General features: G+C 71.2%; 23 protein-coding genes. 11 read left to right on the top strand and 12 right to left on the bottom strand.

Features of this window, described 5'->3' with window-relative positions:
• Positions 1–166: 166 nt before the first annotated feature.
• Together OO60_RS43835 and ctaC are read right to left on the bottom strand one after the other, a co-directional pair.
• Positions 167–586 carry a cytochrome c oxidase subunit 4 gene (locus OO60_RS43835; protein ID WP_004562671.1) on the bottom strand — a complete coding sequence of 140 codons (420 nt, stop codon included), beginning with the start codon at positions 584–586 and terminating at the stop codon, positions 167–169.
• Between the two features lie 32 nt (positions 587–618).
• Positions 619–1,563 (bottom strand): aa3-type cytochrome oxidase subunit II, encoded by a 945-nt coding sequence (gene ctaC / locus OO60_RS43840; protein ID WP_033263615.1) that lies wholly within the window; start codon positions 1,561–1,563, stop codon positions 619–621.
• 186 nt (positions 1,564–1,749) lie between these two features.
• On the opposite strand from ctaC, the gene asnB reads away from it, so the two are divergent.
• Complete coding sequence (gene asnB / locus OO60_RS43845) at positions 1,750–3,684, top strand: asparagine synthase (glutamine-hydrolyzing) (RefSeq protein WP_004562668.1); 1,935 nt, start codon at positions 1,750–1,752, stop codon at positions 3,682–3,684.
• 73 nt (positions 3,685–3,757) lie between these two features.
• On the opposite strand, the gene OO60_RS43850 is transcribed toward asnB, so the two are convergent.
• Entirely contained in the window at positions 3,758–4,750 is a 993-nt protein-coding gene (locus tag OO60_RS43850) for a carbohydrate kinase family protein (RefSeq protein ID WP_004562666.1), read from the bottom strand.
• 149 nt (positions 4,751–4,899) lie between these two features.
• On the opposite strand from OO60_RS43850, the gene OO60_RS47325 reads away from it, so the two are divergent.
• Positions 4,900–5,070, top strand: a complete 171-nt coding sequence (locus tag OO60_RS47325) for a hypothetical protein (RefSeq protein WP_167346751.1) — start codon at positions 4,900–4,902, stop codon at positions 5,068–5,070.
• Positions 5,071–5,133: 63 nt separating this feature from the next.
• On the opposite strand, the gene OO60_RS43855 is transcribed toward OO60_RS47325, so the two are convergent.
• Positions 5,134–5,511 carry a HesB/IscA family protein gene (locus OO60_RS43855; RefSeq protein WP_004562664.1) on the bottom strand — a complete coding sequence of 126 codons (378 nt, stop codon included), beginning with the start codon at positions 5,509–5,511 and terminating at the stop codon, positions 5,134–5,136.
• A 148-nt stretch (positions 5,512–5,659) separates the two neighbouring features.
• Here OO60_RS43855 and OO60_RS43860 point away from each other — a divergent pair, with 148 nt between their 5' ends.
• Together OO60_RS43860 and OO60_RS43865 are read left to right on the top strand one after the other, a co-directional pair.
• The gene (locus tag OO60_RS43860; protein ID WP_004562663.1) at positions 5,660–6,307 is read left to right on the top strand and encodes a DUF3043 domain-containing protein; all 648 of its coding nucleotides are present in this window, start codon (positions 5,660–5,662) and stop codon (positions 6,305–6,307) included.
• A 124-nt stretch (positions 6,308–6,431) separates the two neighbouring features.
• Positions 6,432–7,421 (top strand): aldo/keto reductase family protein, encoded by a 990-nt coding sequence (locus OO60_RS43865; RefSeq protein ID WP_004562662.1) that lies wholly within the window; start codon positions 6,432–6,434, stop codon positions 7,419–7,421.
• Here OO60_RS43865 and OO60_RS43870 read toward each other — a convergent pair.
• From OO60_RS43870 to OO60_RS43880, 3 genes are read right to left on the bottom strand one after another with little or no spacing between them, the layout of a single operon-like run.
• Positions 7,418–7,630, bottom strand: a complete 213-nt coding sequence (locus OO60_RS43870) for a hypothetical protein (RefSeq protein WP_004562661.1) — start codon at positions 7,628–7,630, stop codon at positions 7,418–7,420. The two genes, OO60_RS43865 and OO60_RS43870, sit on opposite strands and share 4 nt — an antisense overlap.
• On the bottom strand, positions 7,623–8,465 hold the full coding sequence (locus tag OO60_RS43875) for a phosphoribosylaminoimidazolesuccinocarboxamide synthase (RefSeq protein ID WP_004562660.1): 843 nt from the start codon (positions 8,463–8,465) through the stop codon (positions 7,623–7,625). Before OO60_RS43875 ends, OO60_RS43870 begins: the two co-directional genes overlap by 8 nt.
• Positions 8,462–9,211, bottom strand: a complete 750-nt coding sequence (locus OO60_RS43880) for a GntR family transcriptional regulator (RefSeq protein ID WP_033263616.1) — start codon at positions 9,209–9,211, stop codon at positions 8,462–8,464. The genes OO60_RS43875 and OO60_RS43880 overlap by 4 nt, the downstream gene beginning before the upstream one ends.
• Before the next feature lie 138 nt (positions 9,212–9,349).
• On the opposite strand from OO60_RS43880, the gene OO60_RS43885 reads away from it, so the two are divergent.
• Positions 9,350–9,799: a hypothetical protein gene (locus OO60_RS43885; protein WP_004558496.1), complete on the top strand. Its 450-nt coding sequence runs from the start codon at positions 9,350–9,352 to the stop codon at positions 9,797–9,799.
• 12 nt (positions 9,800–9,811) lie between these two features.
• Here OO60_RS43885 and OO60_RS43890 read toward each other — a convergent pair whose 3' ends face one another.
• Complete coding sequence (locus OO60_RS43890; RefSeq protein ID WP_033263623.1) at positions 9,812–10,489, bottom strand: IspD/TarI family cytidylyltransferase; 678 nt, start codon at positions 10,487–10,489, stop codon at positions 9,812–9,814.
• Positions 10,490–10,560: 71 nt separating this feature from the next.
• Here OO60_RS43890 and cobT point away from each other — a divergent pair, with 71 nt between their 5' ends.
• The gene (gene cobT / locus OO60_RS43895; RefSeq protein ID WP_033263617.1) at positions 10,561–11,637 is read left to right on the top strand and encodes a nicotinate-nucleotide--dimethylbenzimidazole phosphoribosyltransferase; all 1,077 of its coding nucleotides are present in this window, start codon (positions 10,561–10,563) and stop codon (positions 11,635–11,637) included.
• A 48-nt stretch (positions 11,638–11,685) separates the two neighbouring features.
• Here the strand turns inward: cobT and OO60_RS43900 are convergent, their stop codons facing one another.
• Positions 11,686–12,789: a branched-chain amino acid aminotransferase gene (locus OO60_RS43900; protein WP_033263618.1), complete on the bottom strand. Its 1,104-nt coding sequence runs from the start codon at positions 12,787–12,789 to the stop codon at positions 11,686–11,688.
• A gap of 97 nt (positions 12,790–12,886) precedes the next feature.
• On the opposite strand from OO60_RS43900, the gene OO60_RS43905 reads away from it, so the two are divergent.
• A complete protein-coding gene (locus tag OO60_RS43905) occupies positions 12,887–13,186 on the top strand; it encodes a hypothetical protein (protein WP_003071929.1) in 300 nt (99 codons plus the stop codon).
• Here the strand turns inward: OO60_RS43905 and OO60_RS43910 are convergent.
• Together OO60_RS43910 and OO60_RS43915 are read right to left on the bottom strand one after the other, a co-directional pair.
• Positions 13,143–13,817, bottom strand: a complete 675-nt coding sequence (locus OO60_RS43910; protein WP_003071926.1) for a ribonuclease FAU-1 family protein — start codon at positions 13,815–13,817, stop codon at positions 13,143–13,145. The two genes, OO60_RS43905 and OO60_RS43910, sit on opposite strands and share 44 nt — an antisense overlap.
• Complete coding sequence (locus OO60_RS43915; protein WP_003071923.1) at positions 13,810–14,655, bottom strand: hypothetical protein; 846 nt, start codon at positions 14,653–14,655, stop codon at positions 13,810–13,812. Before OO60_RS43915 ends, OO60_RS43910 begins: the two co-directional genes overlap by 8 nt.
• A gap of 111 nt (positions 14,656–14,766) precedes the next feature.
• Between OO60_RS43915 and OO60_RS43920 the strand changes: the two genes are divergently transcribed.
• Genes OO60_RS43920 through OO60_RS43930 form a run of 3 tightly spaced genes read left to right on the top strand, consistent with a single transcriptional unit; the run spans position 14,767 to position 17,695 of the window.
• The gene (locus tag OO60_RS43920; protein ID WP_003071921.1) at positions 14,767–16,266 is read left to right on the top strand and encodes a leucyl aminopeptidase; all 1,500 of its coding nucleotides are present in this window, start codon (positions 14,767–14,769) and stop codon (positions 16,264–16,266) included.
• Entirely contained in the window at positions 16,267–17,232 is a 966-nt protein-coding gene (locus OO60_RS43925; protein ID WP_003071918.1) for an SMI1/KNR4 family protein, read from the top strand.
• Positions 17,233–17,242: 10 nt separating this feature from the next.
• Complete coding sequence (locus OO60_RS43930) at positions 17,243–17,695, top strand: GNAT family N-acetyltransferase (RefSeq protein ID WP_033263624.1); 453 nt, start codon at positions 17,243–17,245, stop codon at positions 17,693–17,695.
• On the opposite strand, the gene OO60_RS43935 is transcribed toward OO60_RS43930, so the two are convergent.
• Positions 17,692–18,036: a hypothetical protein gene (locus tag OO60_RS43935; protein WP_003071911.1), complete on the bottom strand. Its 345-nt coding sequence runs from the start codon at positions 18,034–18,036 to the stop codon at positions 17,692–17,694. The genes OO60_RS43930 and OO60_RS43935 overlap by 4 nt on opposite strands.
• Before the next feature lie 183 nt (positions 18,037–18,219).
• On the opposite strand from OO60_RS43935, the gene lpdA reads away from it, so the two are divergent.
• A complete protein-coding gene (gene lpdA / locus OO60_RS43940; protein WP_033263619.1) occupies positions 18,220–19,593 on the top strand; it encodes a dihydrolipoyl dehydrogenase in 1,374 nt (457 codons plus the stop codon).
• Positions 19,594–19,596 lie beyond the last annotated feature (3 nt).

A 19,596-nucleotide genomic window follows, 5' to 3' on the forward strand; every position in this document is an offset into this window, starting at 1 on the left:
CACCGCTCGATCTACCAGGAGTTCCTCTGCTGCCAGCGGCAACACGCCCACCCGAGCTCAGTTCAGGAACAGGCTCTAACACTGTTTCTCACTCACGACCAGCCGCGGCAGAGACGGAACCGGCCGCCATGCTCGAAAGCGTGGCGGCCGGTTCGGCAGGTGGAGCTCAGTCGTGCGAGGGGCCCGTGTGGTACTCGAACACCAGGCCGCCGATCGTGATGAGCAGCGCGACCAGCGCGATCACCAGCAGCCAGATGTGGAAGAACGCCAGCGCCACGGCCGCGAGCGCCGCGGTGGCCGCCATGCCGATCGGCCAGTAGCTGCCCGGGCTGAAGAAGCCCAGCTCACCCGCGCCGTCGCTGATCTCGGCGTCCTCGCGGTCCTCCGGGCGCGGCTCGATGCGCCGGGAGACGAACTGCAGGTAGCTGCCCGCGAGGAACGCCAGGCCGCCGGTGAGGAACAGGGCGACGATGCCGACCGGTTCGGGCCCGTGGGTCGCGGCCAGGCCGGTCCACACCCAGTACACGGCCGCCATGAACACGGCGAAGATCGCCACGATGAAGAAGATGCGGGCTTCGACCTTCATGGGTCTTTCCTACTCCCTGTGTGACGACGGCGTCAGTTGGACGCGGTCCGCGCCGTGCGGTCGGTGTTGAACGGCTGGGTGGTCACCGCGTGCGGGGTGCACAGCTCGCCGCAGTTCATCTTCGCCAGCGCTTCGGCGGCGGTGAACGCCTGGCCGGTGGCCGGGTTCACCTGCTTGCGCAGCGAGATGTACTGGTCGAACTTGTCCGCCGACAGCGCGCGGACCTCGAAGTTCATCACCGAGTGGTAGGTGCCGCACAGTTCCGCGCACCGGCCGACGAAGGAGCCTTCGCGGTCGATCTTGTTCTGGAAGGAACTGTCCTGGTTGTTCTTCTCCGGGTTCGGGAAGACGTCCCGCTTGAAGTGGAACTCCGGCACCCAGAAGGAGTGGATGACGTCGGTCGAGACCAGGTCGTACTGGATGGTCTTGCCGACCGGGAGCACCAGCAGCGGGATCTCGCCGGACGAGCCGACCGTGCTGACCTGGCCGCTGCCGTCGGGCCTCGCCGCGTTGGCGTCCTCGTACTTGAACTCCCAGTTCCACTGGAAGGCCACGACCTGGACCTTGACGTCCGGGTTCGGGATCTTGTCCAGGACCTTCGACTCCGTCGTCGCGGTGAAGAAGAACAGGACGCAGACCATGATCGTCGGGACGACGACCGTGAACAGCTCCAGCGGGATGTTGTACTGGAACTGCCGGGGCAGCTCCTCCGGCTCGCCGTCGGCGGTCTTCTTCTTGCGGTGGAACGTCGCGGTCCAGAAGATCAGGCCCCACACGATGACGCCGACGACCAGCGCGGCGACCACGGCCCAGGTCCACAGCGTGCGCATCTGGTCGGCCTGGTGGGTGACGCCCACCGGCCAGCCGAAGCGCAGGATCTCGTCGCCGGAGCAGCCCGTCGCGGTCAGCGCGACCAGCACGGCCAGCGCGGCGACGCGCACGGTCCGCTTCCCCAGGGTGCGCTCGGGTTGTCCCACTGCGCCTCGCCCTTTCACCCAGAGCCTCCTACGACCGATCTTTGTGACAGGGCGGAGCCTAGCCGAGTTGGCGCGCTCCGCTGACCAAGGGGTAACCATCGACGCGCGTGGTACTCGCCACGGCGGTCCCGGCATACTGGGGCCTTCCCCCAGCCCGGTGAAGACCCTGAAGGTGTGTGAGTACCCGTGTGCGGCCTGCTTGGACTGATCTGCGCGACCGAGACCGGCGCGGCGAACGCGCGTGACGCCGTCGGCGCGGCCATGCGCTGCCAGCGCCACCGCGGCCCCGACGAGCAGGACACCTGGGCCGACGCCGAGGTCGTCTACGGCTTCAACCGGCTCGCCTTCATCGACGTCGAGCACGCGCACCAGCCGCTGGTCTGGGGGCCGCCGGAGGCGCCGGGCCGGTACACGATGAACTTCAACGGCGAGATCTACAACTACCTGGAACTGCGCGCGGAGCTGGCCGAAATGCACGGCGCGAAGTTCGAGACCGAGGGTGACGGCGAAGCGATCGTCGCCGGGTTCCACTACCTCGGCGCCGACTGGGTGAAGCGCCTGCGCGGCATGTTCGCCTTCATGATCTGGGACTCGCAGGAGAAGCGGGTCTTCGGCGCGCGCGACCCGTTCGGGATCAAGCCGCTGTTCTACTCGGCCGGCCCCGGCGGCGTGGCGTTCTCCAGCGAGAAGAAGAGCCTGCTGGAGCTGTCGGACGTCCTCGGTGTCGCCCAGGAGCTGGACCGCACGGCCCTCCAGCACTACCTGGTGCTGCAGTACGTGCCCGAGCCCGAGTCGCTGCACACCGCGATCCGGCGCGTCGAGTCCGGGACGTCGTTCGAAGTGGTGCCCGGCGGTGAGGTGAAGTTCACGCGCTACTTCCACCCGCAGTTCAGCACGAAGCCGGTCAACTCCCCCGCCGAGGCCGAAGAGCTGTACCAGCGCATCGCCGATGTGATGCGCGACTCGGTCGGCAAGCACATGATCTCCGACCCGGACGTCACGGTGGGTGCGTTCCTGTCGGGCGGCATCGACTCCACGGCCACCGCGACGCTGGCCAAGGAGCACAACCCGAACCTGATCGCGTTCACCACCGGGTTCGAGCGCGAGGGCTACTCCGAGGTCGACGTCGCCGCCGAGTCGGCCGCCGCGATCGGCGTGAAGCACGTGGTCCGGACGGTGTCGGCGGACGAGATGATGGAGGTGCTGCCGCTCATCGTCTGGTACCTCGACGACCCGGTGGCCGACCCGGCGCTGGTCCCGCTGTGGTTCATCGCCCGCGAGGCCCGCAAGCACGTCAAGGCGGTGCTGTCGGGTGAAGGCGCGGACGAGCTCTTCGGCGGCTACACGATCTACAACGAGCCGATCTCGCTGGCGCCGTTCGAAAAGATCCCGGGCGGGATGCGGAAGCTCATCGGCAAGGTGTCGACGAAGATCCCCGAGGGCACCCGCGGCAAGGACCTGCTCCGCCGCGGCGCGCTGCCGCTGGAGGACCGCTACTACGGCAACGCCCGCAACTTCCGCGACGACCAGCTGCGGAACGTGCTCCGCACGTATCAGGAGGGCGTGGGCTTCAAGGACGTCACGGCGCCTTGGTACGAGGTCTCGCGCGGCTGGGACCCGGTGGCCCGCATGCAGCACGTCGACCTCTACACGTGGCTGCGCGGCGACATCCTGGTCAAGGCGGACAAGGTGACGATGGCGAACTCGCTGGAGCTGCGGGTGCCGTTCCTCGACGCCGAGGTGTTCAAGGTCGCGGCGTCGATCCCGCTGGACCAGAAGCTCGCCCACGGCACGACGAAGTACGCGCTGCGCCAGGCACTGGCGAAGATCATCCCGGCGCACGTGCTGAACCGCCGCAAGCTCGGCTTCCCGGTCCCGATCCGGCTGTGGCTGCGCAACGAGATGTACGACTGGGCGAAGGGGATCATCTCGGACTCGAAGACCGAGGAACTGCTGGACAAGAAGGCGATCCTGGCGCTGCTGGAAGAGCACAAGGCGGGCCAGCTGGACCGCAGCCGCCAGCTGTGGGCGCTGATCGTGTTCATGCTGTGGCACGGGATCTTCGTCGAGCACCGGATCAAGCCGGAGATCCCCGAGCCGGTCTACCCGGTCAAGCTCTGAGCTCTGCCGCGGCTCTCGTGAGTGAGAAACGGTGTTAGAACACTGTTTCTCACTCACGAGCCACGGGCGGGACTCAGGCGGCGGGCAGGACTGTTGCAATTTCCTCGGCCGCGTCCGGGCCGAACGCCTCGCCGATGCGGGCCAGCGCTTCGGTGCGGTCGAACGTCCACTCCTGCGTGCCGACCGTCTCCAGCACCAGGACCGCGATCAGCGAGCCGAGCTGGGCGGCGCGCTCGACGCCGAGGCCGCCGTCGAGGCCGGCCAGGAAGCCCGCGCGGAAGCCGTCGCCGACGCCCGTCGGGTCGGCCTTCGCCCGCTCGGGGACCGCGCCGATCTGCAGGGCGACGCCGTCCTTGCCGACGATCTCGACGCCCTTTTCGCCCAGCGTCGTGATGCGCAGGCCGACCTGGTCGAGGACGTCCGCCTCGGTCCAGCCGGTCTTCTGGAGCAGCAGCTCCCACTCGTAGTCGTTGCTGAACAGGTACTTCGCGCCGGCGACGAACTCGCGCGCCTGCTCGCCGCTCATCCGGGCCAGCTGCTGCGACGGGTCGACGGCGAACTCGTACCCGCGCTGGCGGCACTCCGCGGCGTGGCGGATCATGCCCTCGGGGTCGTCCGGGCTGATCAGCACCAGGCTCAGCCCACCGGCCCGCTCGGCGATCGGCTGCAGCTCGATGTTGCGGGACTCGGCCATCGCGCCGGCGTAGAACGTCGCGATCTGGCAGAGGTCTTCGTCGGTGGTGCAGACGAACCGCGCGGTGTGCGCGACCTCGGACACGTGCACGCCCGAGGTGTTCACGCCGTGCCGCTCCAGCCAGGAGCGGTAGTCGGCGAAGTCGGCGCCGACCGCGCCCACGAGGACCGGCTGGACGCCGAGCACCCCGAGGCCGAAGGCGATGTTCGCGCCGATGCCGCCGCGCCGGACCACGAGGTCGTCGGCGAGGAAGCTCAGCGAGACCCGGTGCAGCTGCTCGGCGACCAGCTGCTCGGCGAACCTGCCCGGGAAGTGCATGAGGTGGTCGGTCGCGATACTGCCGGACACCGCGATCCTGGCCTTTTCTGCCACCGGCTGCTCCTTTGTGCTCTTTCCTCACGGCAAAAGGCGCGAAGTTACCCCCGGGTCATGACCCATCCGGGTAGTTCGCGCGTGCCCAGCCGACACTACCGGCTGGTACTCCTTCTCCAGTCGAGAGCGGATCAATAGCGTTACGAATCGTGAACGCCGTCACCGAACCCGAGACCCTGTCCGAGCTGATCGCCGACTGCGCGCTCATCCCGGCAACGCTGCAGGCCGAGAGCCTGCCGCAGCCCCGCGTCACGGCCAAGCCGTGGCAGGTGGACGAGGCGTGCCACGCCCAGGTGGCCGAGCTCGACGCGTACGTGTAGGTCCGCAGCCACGAAGAAGGCCCGCCTCCCTCTCGGGAAGCGGGCCTTCTTCGTGGCTGTGACTCAGTGGAACGAGTCGCCGCAGGCGCAGGAGCCGGTGGCGTTCGGGTTGTCGATCGTGAAGCCCTGCTTCTCGATCGTGTCCACGAAGTCGATGACGGCTTCCGACACGTACGGCGCGCTCATCCGGTCCACGGCGACCTTGAGGCCGTCGAAGTCGCGGAACAGGTCGCCGTCGAGCGTGCGCTCGTCGAAGAACAGCTGGTAGCGCAGGCCCGCGCAGCCACCGGGCTGGACGGCGATGCGCAGGTGCATGTCGTCGCGGCCCTCCTGCTCGAGCAGGGCCTTCGCCTTGGAAGCCGCGGCGTCGGTCAACGTGACGCCGTGGGTCTCCTCGGCGGTCTCGGCCTGCGTCGCGCCGGCGTGCTCAGCGGTCGTCATGGCACTCCCTCATCAAAGTCGAACTCGCTGCGGATACTCCTCGTGCTGACGTGCTCAACACCGGGGACGTCCGATCTGTTCCCCCACCATGGTCGCACATGGATCGACCTGGTGAACGGCGGCGTGACGCCTGCAATACCCTGGTGAGGTGAGGTTCCTGCGCCGAAGCACCACAGACACCGCCGCCGAAGAGCCGGAGACGACGGACGCCGTCGACGTCGGCGGCAAGTCGTTCACGCCCGGTAAGGGCAAGGCTACGCCGAAGCGCCGTGACGCGGAGGCGAAGAAGCGCGGCCCGGTGGCGCCGCCGCCCACCACCATGCGTGAGGCGATGAAGCGCAACAAGGAGTTGCGCAAGGCGAACCCCCAGACCAAGGAGGACCGCCGGGCCGCGGCCAAGGCCCGCCGCGAGGCGATGATGCGCGGCGACGACAAGGCCCTGCTCCCGCGCGACCGCGGGCCGGTCAAGGCGTACGTCCGCGACCTGGTCGACAGCCGGCGCAACCTGCTCGGCCTGTTCATGCCGCTGGCCATCGTGGTGTTCCTGGCGCTGCTGGTGCCGTTGCCGCAGGTCCAGTCGTACATCACGCTCCTGTGCACGGCGATGCTGCTGGTGATGGCGGTCGAGGGCTTCGTGAACGGCCGGAAGATCGCGAAACTGGTGCGGGAGAAGTTCCCGAAGGAAGCGGTGAACGGCCGGTCGATCGGCTGGTACGCGTTCGTGCGGGCGTCCCAGATCCGGAAGCTGCGGGTCCCGAAGCCGCGGCTGAAGCCGGGGGACCCGATCCCGAACTGAGCTGGTTTCGAGAAGCCGGGTCGAGCGATGCTCGACCCGGCTTCTTGCTGTTCACGACCCGGGCGAGGCCGGAGTCACTCCAGGGTCGTTAGCAAAGCAAACGATTGCCGCCTAGGCTGCACCCATGGAGTTTCGTCGTCTCGGCCGCAGTGGCCTCAACGTCAGTGAGATCTCGTACGGGAACTGGCTCACCCATGGTTCCCAGGTCGAGGAAGACCAGGCGCACGCCTGCATCAAGGCCGCCCTCGACGCCGGCATCACCACCTTCGACACCGCCGACGTCTACGCCAACACCGCCGCCGAGTCCGTGCTCGGGCGGGGCCTGAAGGGGCTGCGGCGGGAAAGCCTCGAGATCTTCACCAAGGTCTACTGGCCCACCGGTCCCAAGGGCCCCAACGACAAGGGCCTGTCCCGCAAGCACATCATGGAGTCGGCCAACGCCAGCCTCACCAGGCTCGGCACCGACTACGTCGACCTCTACCAGGCGCACCGATTCGACCGGACCGTCCCGCTCGAAGAGACCATGCTCGCCTTCGCCGATCTCGTGCGCCAGGGCAAGGTGCTCTACGTCGGCGTCTCCGAGTGGACCGCCGAGCAGATCTCCCGCGGGGCCGCCCTCGCCCGTGAGCTGAAGATCCCCTTCGTCTCCAACCAGCCGCAGTACAACATGCTCTGGCGGGTCATCGAGGACCAGGTCATCCCCGCCTCCGAGCGCGAGGGCCTCAGCCAGATCGTCTGGTCGCCGATCGCGCAGGGCGTGCTGACCGGCAAGTACAAGCCCGGCCAGGACTACCCCGCCGGCTCGCGGGCCACCGACGAGAAGGGCGGCGCGAACATGGTCGCCCGCTTCCTCGACGAGAACGTCCTCAAGCGCGTCGCCGAGCTCGAGCCGCTCGCGAAGCAGGCCGATCTGAGCCTCGCCCAGCTGGCCGTCGCCTGGGTGCTGCAGAACCCGAACGTCGCCTCGGCCATCATCGGGGCTTCGCGCCCGGAGCAGGTGCACGAGAACGTCAAGGCCGCCGGCAAGAAGCTCGACGCGGACCTGCTGAGCGCCATCGACGAGGTTCTCGGGGACGTCGTCGAGCGCGACCCCAGCCTGACCAAGAGCCCCTAGTCCTGGTTGATCCGGCCCTGGAACGGCACCCCGAGGTCGAACGCGTCCTCGGGGGCCAGCCGGGGCTGCAGCCCGAACCCGCGCAGGAGGCGGCTGGCGCCCGCCAGCCGGTCGCCTCCGCGCCCGGGGATCCGCGACGGCGCGAAGCCGTGCGAGACCAGCAGCGTCTCGACTTCGTCGATCAGCTTGTACGGGTCGTAGCTACCCACGGACCCAGGTCCTCCCGGTGATCCGCTCGTAGACCTCGGTGTAGCGCTGCCGCGTCTGCTCGACGACGTCCGCGGGGATCTCCGGCCCGGGCGGGGTCTGGTCCCAGCCCGTCGACCGCGACCAGTCGCGCACGAACTGCTTGTCGAACGCGTGCTGCGGGCGGCCGGGCTCCCACTCGTCGGCGGGCCAGAACCGCGACGAGTCCGACGTCAGGACCTCGTCGCCCAAGGTCAGCGTGCCGTCCGCGTCGAAGCCGAACTCCAGCTTCGTGTCCGCGATGATCACGCCCTGGGCCGCCGCGTGTTCGGCGCCCTTCGCGTAGATCTCGAGCGTCAGCTCGCGCAGGCGCTTCGCGGTGTCCTCGCCGATCTCGTTCAGGACCTCGTCGAAGGTCATGAACTCGTCGTGCCCGGTGTCGGACTCCTTCGTCGTCGGCGTGAAGATCGGCTCCGGCAGCTTGTCGCCCTCGACCAGGCCCGGCGGCAGCGCGACGCCGGAGATCTTGCCGTCACGCCGGTATTCGCGCAGGCCCAGGCCGGCGAGGTAGCCGCGGGCGATGCACTCGACCTTGACCATCTTCAGCGGCTTGCAGCGCATCGCGCGCCCGGCGAACTCCGCCGGCACGTCGGTGGTCGACACGACGTGGTTGGGCACGACGTCGGCCATCCGGTCGAACCACCACGCGGAGAGCTGGTTGAGCAGCTTGCCCTTGTCCGGGATCGGCGTCGGCAGCGAGACGTCGTAGACCGAGACCCGGTCGGACGCGACCAGCAGGATGTCCCCGCCGTCGAGTTCGTACAGGTCGCGGACCTTGCCCGCGTGGATCTTCTTCATTCGCCGTCCTCAGTCGTGTACTCGTAGAAAACCCAGTGGTCGGGCAAGGCGGCGGACTCACCGTACTCGACGACCGTCCCGTCGGACGCCAGGAAGGTGTTCCGGCCGAGCAGCACCGGCGACCCGGCGGGCAGCTGCAGCTCGGCCGCCTCCTCTTCGCCCGCGCGGCCCGCCGCGTGCCGTTCCTGCGTCGTCGCGATCTTCGTGCCCAGCCGGGCGGCCGCGTGGGCCGCGGTGCCTTCGACGATCCGCTCCGCCACCAGCAGCGCCGGCGCCTTCGCCGACAGCGCGCCGTCGAACCACGAGGTCGACGTCGACAGCGGCCGCGAGTCGGACCCGTAGGTGGTGCGCCGGCGGCGGATGGCCGGGGCGCCCGCCTCCAGGCCCAGCGCGGCCGCGGCGCGTTCGGACGCCGGTTCGAGCCCGGCCGACCGGATCACGGCGTAGTGGCCCGGCGGGTAGATCCGGCCCGTCCGCACCGAAGCGGCGGCGCGGTCACGGGCGGTGCGGTGCAGGCCGCCGCGGTCGACGACCGTGCCGACGCCGCGCACGGGCCGCACGAGACCCTGCGAGCGGAGCGTGGCCAGCACCTTGGTCGCGGTCGCCATCGCGACGGCCCAGGTGCGCGCGATCTCGCGGGCGGACGGCACCGCGTCGCCCTCCTGCAGCCGGCCGGACAGGATGTCGTCGCGGATCCGGCCCGCTATCTGCAGGTAGGGCGGCTCAGGACGGTCGAGGGTGGGCAAGGCGGCTCCTCACAAGGACAACGCGCACAAGTGTTCTAGCACGCCGGGGTGTCCGCCACAAAGCGCTGTTCAGAACCACCCAGGTGTACTAGTACACGTGCTGGACTGCGCACTAGTACGCAAGTTACCCTCGAAAGTGTGTCCCCGCCCACATCGCACAGCAGCTCGAGCGGCCAGGGCCTCGAGGAACTCCTCGAGGAACTCCGGCGCCGCAACTGGGTGCTGCACCTGTTCGGCGGCCGCGAGGCGCCGGAGCTCTACGCGGCGGTCAAGCGGTGGCCGACCTGCGCGGACGTCATCATCCTCCGCGACGAGCACCGGGCCAGCGCCTACCGGGTGCCGACCTTCCCGGGCACGGACGTGTTCCACCCGCGGGTCGTCACCTGGCAGTACCACGCCACCCCGGTCTGGACGCTGCGGGCCGTGCTCACCCTGGCGGAGCCCGGCACGCCGGGCGCGCCGCTGCAGGCGCTGCGCCCGCAGCCGGACTGCTGCATCCCGCCGGAACTGCGGCAGGACGTGACGATCCGGCCGACCGGAACGCACCGGGAGGGAGACGACGGCGGCGGCCCGCCCGCGTGCGCCTAGCCCGGCACGGGCTCAGCGGGCCAGCAGCCGCTCCGCGACCACCAGGTCGTGGGGATAGGTGATCTTGAGGTTCTCGGGAGCCCCCGGGACCCACCGGATCGGCAGGGAGGAGAACCGCTCCATGCAGGACGAAGTGTCCGTACCCACGAAACCTTCGCGCTCGGCCTGTTCGTAGGCCTCGAGCAGCGGTCCGGCCCGGAAGCCCTGAGGCGTCTGGACGCGGATCGCGCCGGGCACCTGGGCGACCAGGTGCCCGGCATCCACCTCGACGACGTCGTCCGCGGCCAGGCCCGGCACAGCCCCCCCGTCCTCGCGTGTCCGGGCCAGCACCGCACCGACCAGTTCGGGGTGGACCAGCGGCCGGGCCGCGTCGTGCAGCAGCACGACGTCGACCCGGCCGCCTCTGATTCGGGGCGCGAGGTGGCGCAGCGCGTTGAGCTCGGACGCCTGGCGGGTGTCGCCGCCGTACACGATCTCGACGCCGTCGCCGGCCACCTCTTCGGCGAGTTCCCGGTCCTGCGGCCGGATGACGAGCACCAGCACGCCGATCCCCGGCACGCGCCCGAAGGCGTCCAGGGACCAGGCGGCCACGCGCCGCCCGGCGAGCGGCAGGTAGACCTTGTTCAGCTTCGCGCCGACGCGGGTGCCCGCGCCGCTGGCCAGCACCACCGCGGCCGCCGTCGTCTCCACGAGCCGCGACACTACCGGCGGCCCCTTGCCGGTAAGTTGGCCGCGTTGCCGTGGAACAGGAAGGGCCTGGTGTGGAGCCGGAAAACATCGAGTTCCCCGAGATCGTCCCGCCCGACGACCACGCCCGGTCCGCCGCGATCGCGCTGCACGACAAGCTGGTCAAGCCGGCCGGCTCGCTGGGCAGGCTCGAAGAGCTGGGCGTCTGGATCGCCGCCTGCCAGGGGCAGTCGCCGCCGCGGCCGTTCACCCGGCCCCGCGTCGTCGTCTTCGCCGGTGACCACGGCATCGCCGCCAAGGGCGTCTCCGCCTATCCCGTCGAGGTCACCGCGCAGCTGCTGGGCACCATGCTGACCGGCGGCGCCGCGATCAACGTGCTGGCCGCCGCCGCGGGTGCGAGCGTGCGCGTGGTCGACCTGGCCGTCGACACCGAGGCTCCGGCGACCCGGTCGATCGGCGAGTTCAAGGTCCGCCGCGGCTCGGGGTCCATCGACGTCGAAGACGCGCTGACCGGCGCCGAGGCCGAGGCCGCCGTCCGCGCCGGGATCGCGATCGCCGACGCCGAGGTCGACGGCGGCGCGGACCTGCTCATCCCCGGCGACCTCGGGATCGGCAACAGCACCCCGGCGTCCGTGCTGGTCGCGGCCCTGACCGGCAGCGAGCCGGTCGCCGTCGTCGGCCGCGGGTCCGGCATCGACGACGACGCCTGGATGCGCAAGGCCACCGCGGTCCGCGACGCCCTGCGCCGCGCCCGCCCGGTGCTGGCGAACCCCCTGGACCTGCTGCGCACCACCGCGGGCGCGGACATCGCGGCGATGGCGGGCTTCCTGGCCCAGGCCGCGGCCCGCCGGACGCCGGTGATCCTGGACGGGCTCGTGGCGTGCGCCGCGGCGCTCGTCGCCGAGGACCTCGCCCCGGGCGCGCGCCGCTGGTGGGTCGCGGGCCAGCGGACCGCCGAACCGGCGCACGCCCTCGCCCTGGAGCACCTGGACCTAGGCCCCCTGCTGGTACTGGACGTCCGGCTCGGCGAGGGCACCGGCGCCGTGACGGCGTTGCCGCTGCTGATGATGGCCGCCCGCGTCCTCGCCGAAACCGCGACGCACGAACAGGCCGGCGTCTCCGGCCCGCTGATCACCGCCCCGGCTTCCTGACGCGCGAAAGCGGCCCCCGGCGCACCGGGGGCCGCTTCACCGAACCGCTCAGGCGAGCTTGACCATCCAGTGATCGGGGTCGGGGCGGGTGCCCTCCTGGATGCCCGTCAGCTCTTCGCGCAGCTTCATCGTCAGTGTGCCGGGCTGCCCGTCGGCCACCGTGAACTCGCCGTTCGCGTGCTTGACGTGGCCGACCGGCGTGATCACCGCCGCGGTGCCGCACGCGAACGTCTCGGTCAGCTCACCCGAAGCCGCGGCCTTCTCCCACTCGTCGGTGGAGATCCGGCGCTCCTCGATCTTGTACCCGAGCCGGGAAGCCAGCTGCAGCAACGACTTGCGCGTCACGCCGGGCAGCAGCGAGCCGGTCAGCTCGGGGGTGACCACCCGGGCGTTCTCGCCGGAGCCGAAGACGAAGAACAGGTTCATCCCGCCCATCTCCTCGACCCAGCGCCGCTCGACCGCGTCGAGCCAGACCACCTGGTCGCAGCCCTTCTCGACGGCCTGGGCCTGTGCCACGAACGACGCCGCGTAGTTGCCGGCGCACTTGGCCGCGCCGGTGCCGCCGGGGGCGGCCCGGACGTACTCGGTGGACAGCCAGACGCTGACCGGCTTCACGCCGCCGGCGAAGTACGAGCCCGCCGGGGACGCGATGACCGTGTACACGTAGTCGGCGGCCGGGCTGTTGACGCCGAGCCCGGTGGACGTCGAGATCATGAACGGCCGCAGGTACAGCGAATCACCCTGGCGGGTGGGCACCCACCGGCCGTCGACGGCGATGAGCTCACGCAGCGACTCGACGAAGACGTCCTCGGGCAGCTGCGGCATGGCCAGCCGCTCGGCCGACTGCCGGAACCGGACGGCGTTGGCGTCCGGGCGGAACGACGCGATCGAGCCGTCCGGCTGGCGGTAGGCCTTGAGCCCCTCGAAGATGGCCTGGCCGTAGTGCAGCACCGACGTCGCCGGGTCGAGCGTGAAGGGGGCGTACGGGCCGACCTGGGCGTCGTGCCAGCCCTGCGCCTTCGACCACTTGACGGTCACCATGTGGTCGGTGAAGTACACCCCGAAACCGGGGGCGGTGAGTACCTCCGCGACACGGTCCGCGCTCGCAGGACTCGGGTGCGGGACATGGGCGAACTGTGTCGTGGTCGTCATGGCTAGACGATACCGCTTGCTCGGAAGCGCGTTAGTCGGATGTCCATCTGTTCGCCGCTTCCCCGCGCCCCCGCCGGGCGCGCCCTAGGATGGCGTCGTGACCTACCACTCCACTGAGCCGGTCCCCCGGCCCAAGAGCACCGGCGCCGACGTCAAGACGTTCGTCACCGCGGTGCTGCTGACCTTCGGCGTCGGGCTGCTCGGCATGGTCGGCTGGGCCGTCCTGGACAGCGGCTTCGGCGGCTTCCTCGGCCTGGTCGGCGGGGTCTTCGGCATCGTGTGGTGGCGGAAGATCCACGGCAAGGCGTTCCCCGCGGTGGTCCCGACGAAGTCGGTGGTCGTCCTCGCGGTCGTCAACGCCGTGCTGGCGCTGATCCTTCTCCTGACCGCGGGCTGAGCGAGGCCAGCAGGCCGGGCGGCAGCTCGGGCACCGGCCAGCCCGGGTCCGGGCGGAAGTCGGTGTCCGTGCCGTCGAACGGGTACGCGCCGCGCTCGGCCAGCGCGCCGATCCGCTCGCCCTCCACGCGCAGCCGGTCGAACTGCTCGAGCGTCAGCCTGCCGACCTCGATCGCGGCTTCGGCCTCGTCCTCGTCGTCCCAGCGCCAGGTGCCGTCCCGCTCGACGACGACGTCGAGCACGCCGTCGATGCGGTCCACCCCGGCCGGGTTCCGGCCGAGCGGGACCTCCAGGTTGACGTACCAGTTCTTGAACTCCCCGGCGGCGTCGAAGAACCACCACACCGACGACCACTCGTCCTCGGCGATGCGCCGCAGCGTGGACGTGCGGTGCCAGAAGTCGGGCACCGGCACCCGCGGGATGCGGAAGCGCTGGTCGAGGGGCGCTTCCCGCAGTTCGCGGCCGTCGGCGAGCCTGCTGCCGACGATCGGGGTGCCCGCGGGCAGCCAGGCGAGCAGGACGCGGCCGTCGTCGGCGAGCACGCGCAGCGGGTGGACCTGGCCGATCGAGCCGTCCGGGCGGTGGAACCGTTCGACTACCGTCTGCCCCGGCCGCCAGCGTCGATCAGTCACGCACTTCACTGTACCTGCGCGCGCGTACGCCCAGTAGCAGCTCGATCACGGTGGCCAGGCCGGCGAGGACGAGCACGGGCAGCAGCGGCAGGAAGTACGCGGCCGCCGCGGCCACGACCAGCCCGGCGAGCCCCGGCACCCCCGTCCGCGTCCGGGTCTCGGCGCCCGCGGCGAGCGCCGGGACGACGGTCGCGACCACGGCGAACGCCGTGAGCAGCGGCTGCAGCGCGTCCGCGTCGGCGGCGGAGAGCAGGTCGCGCAGCGAGGTGAGCGACAGCCCGAGCCGCACCGCGCCGAGCTGGTAGAGCGCGGCGAAGGCGGCCAGGAGGGCGACCGCGGTGAGCAGCAGCACGCGCAGGCCCGCGTTCTCGCGTCCGGCCGGGCGCAGGAACGGCAGCGTGAGCACGGCCGCGACGAGGACACCCGCGAAGTCCGGTGGCTGCAGGCCGTCGGCCGTCCCGACCGGCGTCACGGCCACGCACACCACGACCAGGGTGAGCCCCGCCACGAGCAGCAGCGCGGCGGTGATCCGTACGACGATCGTCGGGATCTTCAGCCCGGCGAAGCCCGCGCCGGCGGCCACGGCGACGAACGCGGCCGCGGCGGCTTCCCGGTGCGCCGGGAACACGTAGGCGCCGAACGCGATGGCGTAGACGGTCACCTCCGCGAGCCGCGCGACCGCGACCACCCCCCGGTCGACCAGGGCATCCCCCGGTTCCGGCACCCGCGCCGCCACGCTCGCGGCGATCGCCGCGAGCACCAGCCCGCCGAGCAGCCACCAGCCGGCGCCCGCCGCTGCCGCCGCCAGTGCCACCAGCAGCCCACCGCCCAGCCGCACGCCGCCCTCCCTCGCCCTCTGTTCACCCGTGGTCAGGTCGTCATTAGCATGGCTCACGATCCCGGCCGGGCCGGTGCCCGGTGCCACACGAGAACGCGCGAGGAGCCAGAAGTGACCGTGCCTAAGCTCGCCCTGTCCGACAACACCGGGGAGGCACTGGCCAAGACGCGCGCCGACGTGGTCGTCATCGGCACCCTGCAGGGCGAGGACGGTCCCGTGCTCGCCCCCGGCGCCGCCGCCGTGGACGCGGCCTTCGACGGCCGGCTCGCCGGCCTGCTGGCCACGCTCGGCGCGAGCGGCAAGGCCGAAGAGGTCGTCAAGGTCCCGACGCTGGGCAAGCTCCCGGCGGGCGTGGTGCTCGCCGTCGGCCTGGGCAAGGCGGGCGACGCCGTCACCCCCGAGCAGGTCCGCCGCGCCGCGGGCGCCGCCGGCCGCGCGCTGGCCGGCACCGACCGCGCGCTCGTCACGCTCTCGGAGCTCGACCTGCAGGCCGCCGTCGAGGGCACGGTCCTCGGCTCCTACGTCTTCACCGACTACCGCTCGGAGAAGGGCGACGCCCCGCTGGCGAAGGCCGACTTCGCGAGCCCCGCCGAGGGCACCGCCCGCGAGCACAAGGCGACGCTGAAGGCGGCCGGCTCGATCGCCGAGGCCGTCATCACCGCCCGCGACCTGATCAACACCCCGCCGAACGACCTCTACCCGGCCTCCTTCGCCGAGCGTGCGAAGAAGCTGGCCGAGGACAACGGCCTCGAGTTCGAGGTGCTCGACGAGAAGGCGTTGAAGCGCAAGGGCTTCGGCGGCATCCTCGGCGTCGGCGGCGGGTCCTCGCGCCAGCCGCGCCTGGTGCGCGTCGGCTACAAGCCGGCCAAGGCCGCGAAGAAGGTCGCGCTGGTCGGCAAGGGCATCACGTTCGACTCGGGCGGCATCTCGCTCAAGCCCGCCGCGAACATGGACCACATGACCTCGGACATGTCCGGCGCGGCCGGCGTGCTCGCGGCCGTGGTGCTGGCGGCGAAGCTGAAGTACCCGCTGGAGGTCGTCGCGCACATCCCGCTGGCGGAGAACCTGCCGTCGGGGACGTCGTACCGCCCGGGTGACGTGCTGACCATGTACGGCGGCAAGACCGTCGAGGTCCTCAACACCGACGCCGAGGGCCGCCTGGTCCTGGTCGACGCGATGGTCCGCGCGGCCGAGGAGAACCCGGACTACCTGATCGAGACCTCGACGCTGACCGGCGCCCAGGTCGTCGCGCTCGGCAACCGCACCGCCGGCGTGATGGGCTCGGACGACTTCCGCGACCGCGTCGCCGCGATCATGCAGGCCACCGGCGAAAACGGCTGGGCCATGCCGCTGCCGGAGGAACTGCGCGCCGACCTCGACTCGCGGCTGGCCGACCTGGCCAACGTGACGGGCCACCGCTGGGGCGGCATGCTCGCCGCCGGTATCTTCCTGCGCGAGTTCGTCGCCGACGGCCTCGACTGGGTCCACATCGACATCGCGGGCCCGTCGTTCAACACGGCCGCGCCGTGGGGCTACACCGGCAAGGGCGGCACCGGTGTCCCGGTGCGCTCGATCGCCGCGGTGCTGGCGGACATCGCCGCCAACGGCTGAGTGGAACCCGGCGAGTACCTCGAAGCGGCGGTCAGGGACGTCCTGACCGCCGCTTCGTCCACTGTGGACCACCAGGTCGGCTACGCGGCCCTGCTGCTCGCCGTTACCGGCGCCCTCGACGAGGCCGACCGGCTGGTGACGCAGTGGCAGGCCCGCACGGAACGGCCGGTGACGGCGCTGGCCCCGGACCCGCTCCGGGCGCGCGCGTGGGCGATGCTGTTCGAAGCCCGGGGTGCCCGTCCGGACTGGGCGGCCGGGCTGCCGCCCCTGGACCTCGACGCCGAAGAGCGCGCGCACACGGCTGCGCTGCGCCGCCCGGTGTCCGATCTGGAAGGTGTCCTCCCGCCGGGCCCGGTCGCGGAGGTGGTCAAGCACGTGGCGCCGGCACGCCCGGACCGGGTCCGCACGGCCCTCGCCGACGGCGACCTCGAGTCGTGGGCCGCGCTCGCCGGGCCGCACCCGGACGTCGCCACGCTGGCGGCGACCCGGGCGCTGGCTCCGGCGCTGGTGGCGGGCGCGGATCCGCTCGGGCTGCGCGACTGGGCGCCGTCGTGCGCGGGTGCCCTGGTCGCGGCCCTGCACGAGCGGTACCCGCCGGAGCTGGGGGCGTGGCCGGAGCTGATCGCGTCGATCCTGCGGCTGCGGGGTGGCGCGACGGCCCCTCCCCCGGCGTCGGAGGCGGCGATCCGCTCGGCCGAGCTGCGACTGGGCGTTCCGCTGCCGCCGGACTGCCGCGAATTCCTGCGGACGTGCGACGGCCTGCCCGCCGACGTGGTCTTCCCGCGCCTGCTGGGCACGGCGGAGCTGCGGGCCGAGAACGGTGTCGTGGTGCTGTCGGACCCGGCGGTGCTGCTGCTTTCGGCCGGGCACGTGGTGGAGGTCGATCCGATACTCGGCACGACGGTTCACGCGTCCTTCCGCGCGGCGCTGGTCAACCACGCCACGCTGCTGGCCCAGGCGGGCTAGCTTGGACCGGGTGACCACCCTCACCGCGGAGCCGATCACCCCGGGCAACGTCGCCGCCGCGTGCCAGCTGGCCGTCGAACCGCACCAGAAGGCCTTCGTCGCGCCGGTCGCGGTCTCGCTCGCCGAGGCCTACACGCAGCCGGAAATCGCCTGGCCGCGGCTGATCCTGGACGACGGCGAACCGGTGGCGTTCGTGATGGGCGGCTTCGACCCGCACGCGGAGCTGGACTTCTTCCGCTGCGGCGTCTGGCGGCTCAACGTCGGTGCGGGCGTCCAGGGCCGCGGCTACGGCCGGTTCGCGGTGGAGACGGTCCTGGAGGAAGCCCGGAAACGGGGCAACACCACCGCGACCGTGCTCTGGATCCCGGCCGAGGGCGGGCCGGAGGAGTTCTACCTCAGGCTGGGGTTCCGGCCGACCGGCCAGACGTTCAACGGCGAGGTCGTCGGCCGGATCGACCTCTAGACCTGGCCGCGCTTCTTCCGCTCGGTGTACTCGCGCATCCGCTTCGGGTACCCGACCCGCGCGACCTCGTACACCGGGATCGACCGGCGGTGGCCGAACTGCTGCGCGGCCTCCAGGCTGCCGATCCGCCGCCGGGTCCACTCGCCGTCGTGGGCGATCAACACCACAGTGGTCTCCGTGACGTTGGTCTTCGGCTCCACAAAGGCCTCGACACCCCTTCGGGTGGCGGCCCACTCGTCGAGGTGGCGGGTGTCCTCGGAGCTGGCTTTCCGCAGCGTACCGGCCCGTTGCCCACCCTTGGCCCGCCTGCGCAGCGAGTCGAAGAGCCCCACCTCGACCACCTCTCCTCCCGAGACCTACCCCACTCATTATCCCGGACTCCGCGTGTGGTCGGCGTCGCACACCCGGCTAGCTCGCAGCCCCGTCCGGCGTAGTGACAAGATGGCGGTGTCGCGCGCGCGGTTATACCGGGCGCGGGCGCGACGACAGAGCATCACCCCACTGCTTGCCGAGGAGTTAATGAAGTGACCGACACCTCCGCCGACCTCGTGATCCTGGGAGGCGGATCGGGCGGCTACGCCGCGGCGTTCCGCGCGGCCGAGCTGGGCCTTTCCGTCACGCTGATCGAGAAGGACAAGCTGGGCGGGACGTGCCTCCACCGGGGCTGCATCCCGACCAAGGCCCTGCTGCACGCCGCCGAGGTCGCCGACGAGACCCGTGAAGCCGAAGCGGTCGGCGTCAAGGCCGCCTTCGAGGGCATCGACATCGCCGGGGTCAACAAGTACAAGGACGGGATCGTCGCCCGCCTGTACAAGGGCCTGCAGGGCCTGGCCAAGGCGCACAAGGTGAACCTCGTCGAGGGCAGCGGCACGTTCGTCGGCGGCACGACCGTCGAGGTGGACGGCACCCGCTACACCGGCAAGAACGTCATCCTCGCCACCGGCTCGTACTCGCGCACGCTGCCCGGCCTGGAGCTCGGCGGCCGCATCATCGCCAGCGAGCAGGCCCTGTCCCTCGACTACGTCCCCAAGAAGGTCGTGGTGCTCGGCGGCGGCGTCATCGGCGTCGAGTTCGCCAGCGTCTGGGCCTCCTTCGGCGTGGACGTCACCATCGTCGAGGCGCTGCCGCGGCTGGTCCCGAACGAGGACGAGTTCGCGTCGAAGCAGCTCGAGCGCGCCTTCCGCCGCCGCAAGATCGCCTTCAAGACCGGCGTGAAGTTCACCGGCGCGAAGCAGGACGACAACGGCGTGAGCGTCTCGCTGGAGTCCGGCGAGACCATCGAGGCCGACCTGCTGCTGGTCGCCGTGGGCCGCGGGCCGAACTCGGCCGGCCACGGCTACGAGGAGGCCGGCGTCAAGATCGAGCGCGGCTTCGTCCTCACCGACGAGCGGCTGCGCACCAACCTGCCGAACGTCTACGCCGTCGGCGACATCGTCCCGGGCCTGCAGCTCGCGCACCGCGGCTTCCAGCAGGGCATCTTCGTCGCCGAGGAGATCGCCGGGCAGAACCCGCGCGTGATCGACGAGAGCGGCATCCCGCGGGTCACCTACTCGCACCCCGAGGTCGCGTCGGTCGGGCTGACCGAGTCGCAGGCGAAGGACAAGTACGGCTCGGACGTCACGACGTTCACCTACGACCTCGGCGGCAACGGCAAGAGCCAGATCCTCAAGACCTCCGGCGGCGTCAAGCTGGTCAAGGCGCCGGACGGCCCGGTCGTGGGGGTCCACATGGTGGGCGACCGCGTCGGCGAGCTGATCGGCGAAGCGCAGCTGATCTACAGCTGGGAAGCCTTCCCCGAGGACGTCGCGCCCCTCATCCACGCCCACCCGACCCAGACCGAGGCCCTCGGTGAAGCGTTCCTCGCCCTCGCGGGGAAGCCGCTGCACGTGCACAGCTGACGT

The organism is Amycolatopsis vancoresmycina (assembly GCF_000716785.1).
In the GTDB taxonomy this organism is placed as follows: Bacteria; Actinomycetota; Actinomycetes; order Mycobacteriales; family Pseudonocardiaceae; genus Amycolatopsis; species Amycolatopsis vancoresmycina.

Excerpts from the sequence above, each read along its gene's own strand:
- OO60_RS43875 (WP_004562660.1), bottom strand. The coding sequence starts at position 8,465 with ATGAAGAAGATCCACGCGGGCAAGGTCCGCGACCTGTACGAACTCGAC.
- OO60_RS43865 (WP_004562662.1), top strand. The coding sequence starts at position 6,432 with ATGGAGTTTCGTCGTCTCGGCCGCAGTGGCCTCAACGTCAGTGAGATC.
- OO60_RS43855 (WP_004562664.1), bottom strand. The coding sequence starts at position 5,511 with ATGACGACCGCTGAGCACGCCGGCGCGACGCAGGCCGAGACCGCCGAG.
- OO60_RS43835 (WP_004562671.1), bottom strand. The coding sequence starts at position 586 with ATGAAGGTCGAAGCCCGCATCTTCTTCATCGTGGCGATCTTCGCCGTG.
- OO60_RS43900 (WP_033263618.1), bottom strand. The coding sequence starts at position 12,789 with ATGACGACCACGACACAGTTCGCCCATGTCCCGCACCCGAGTCCTGCG.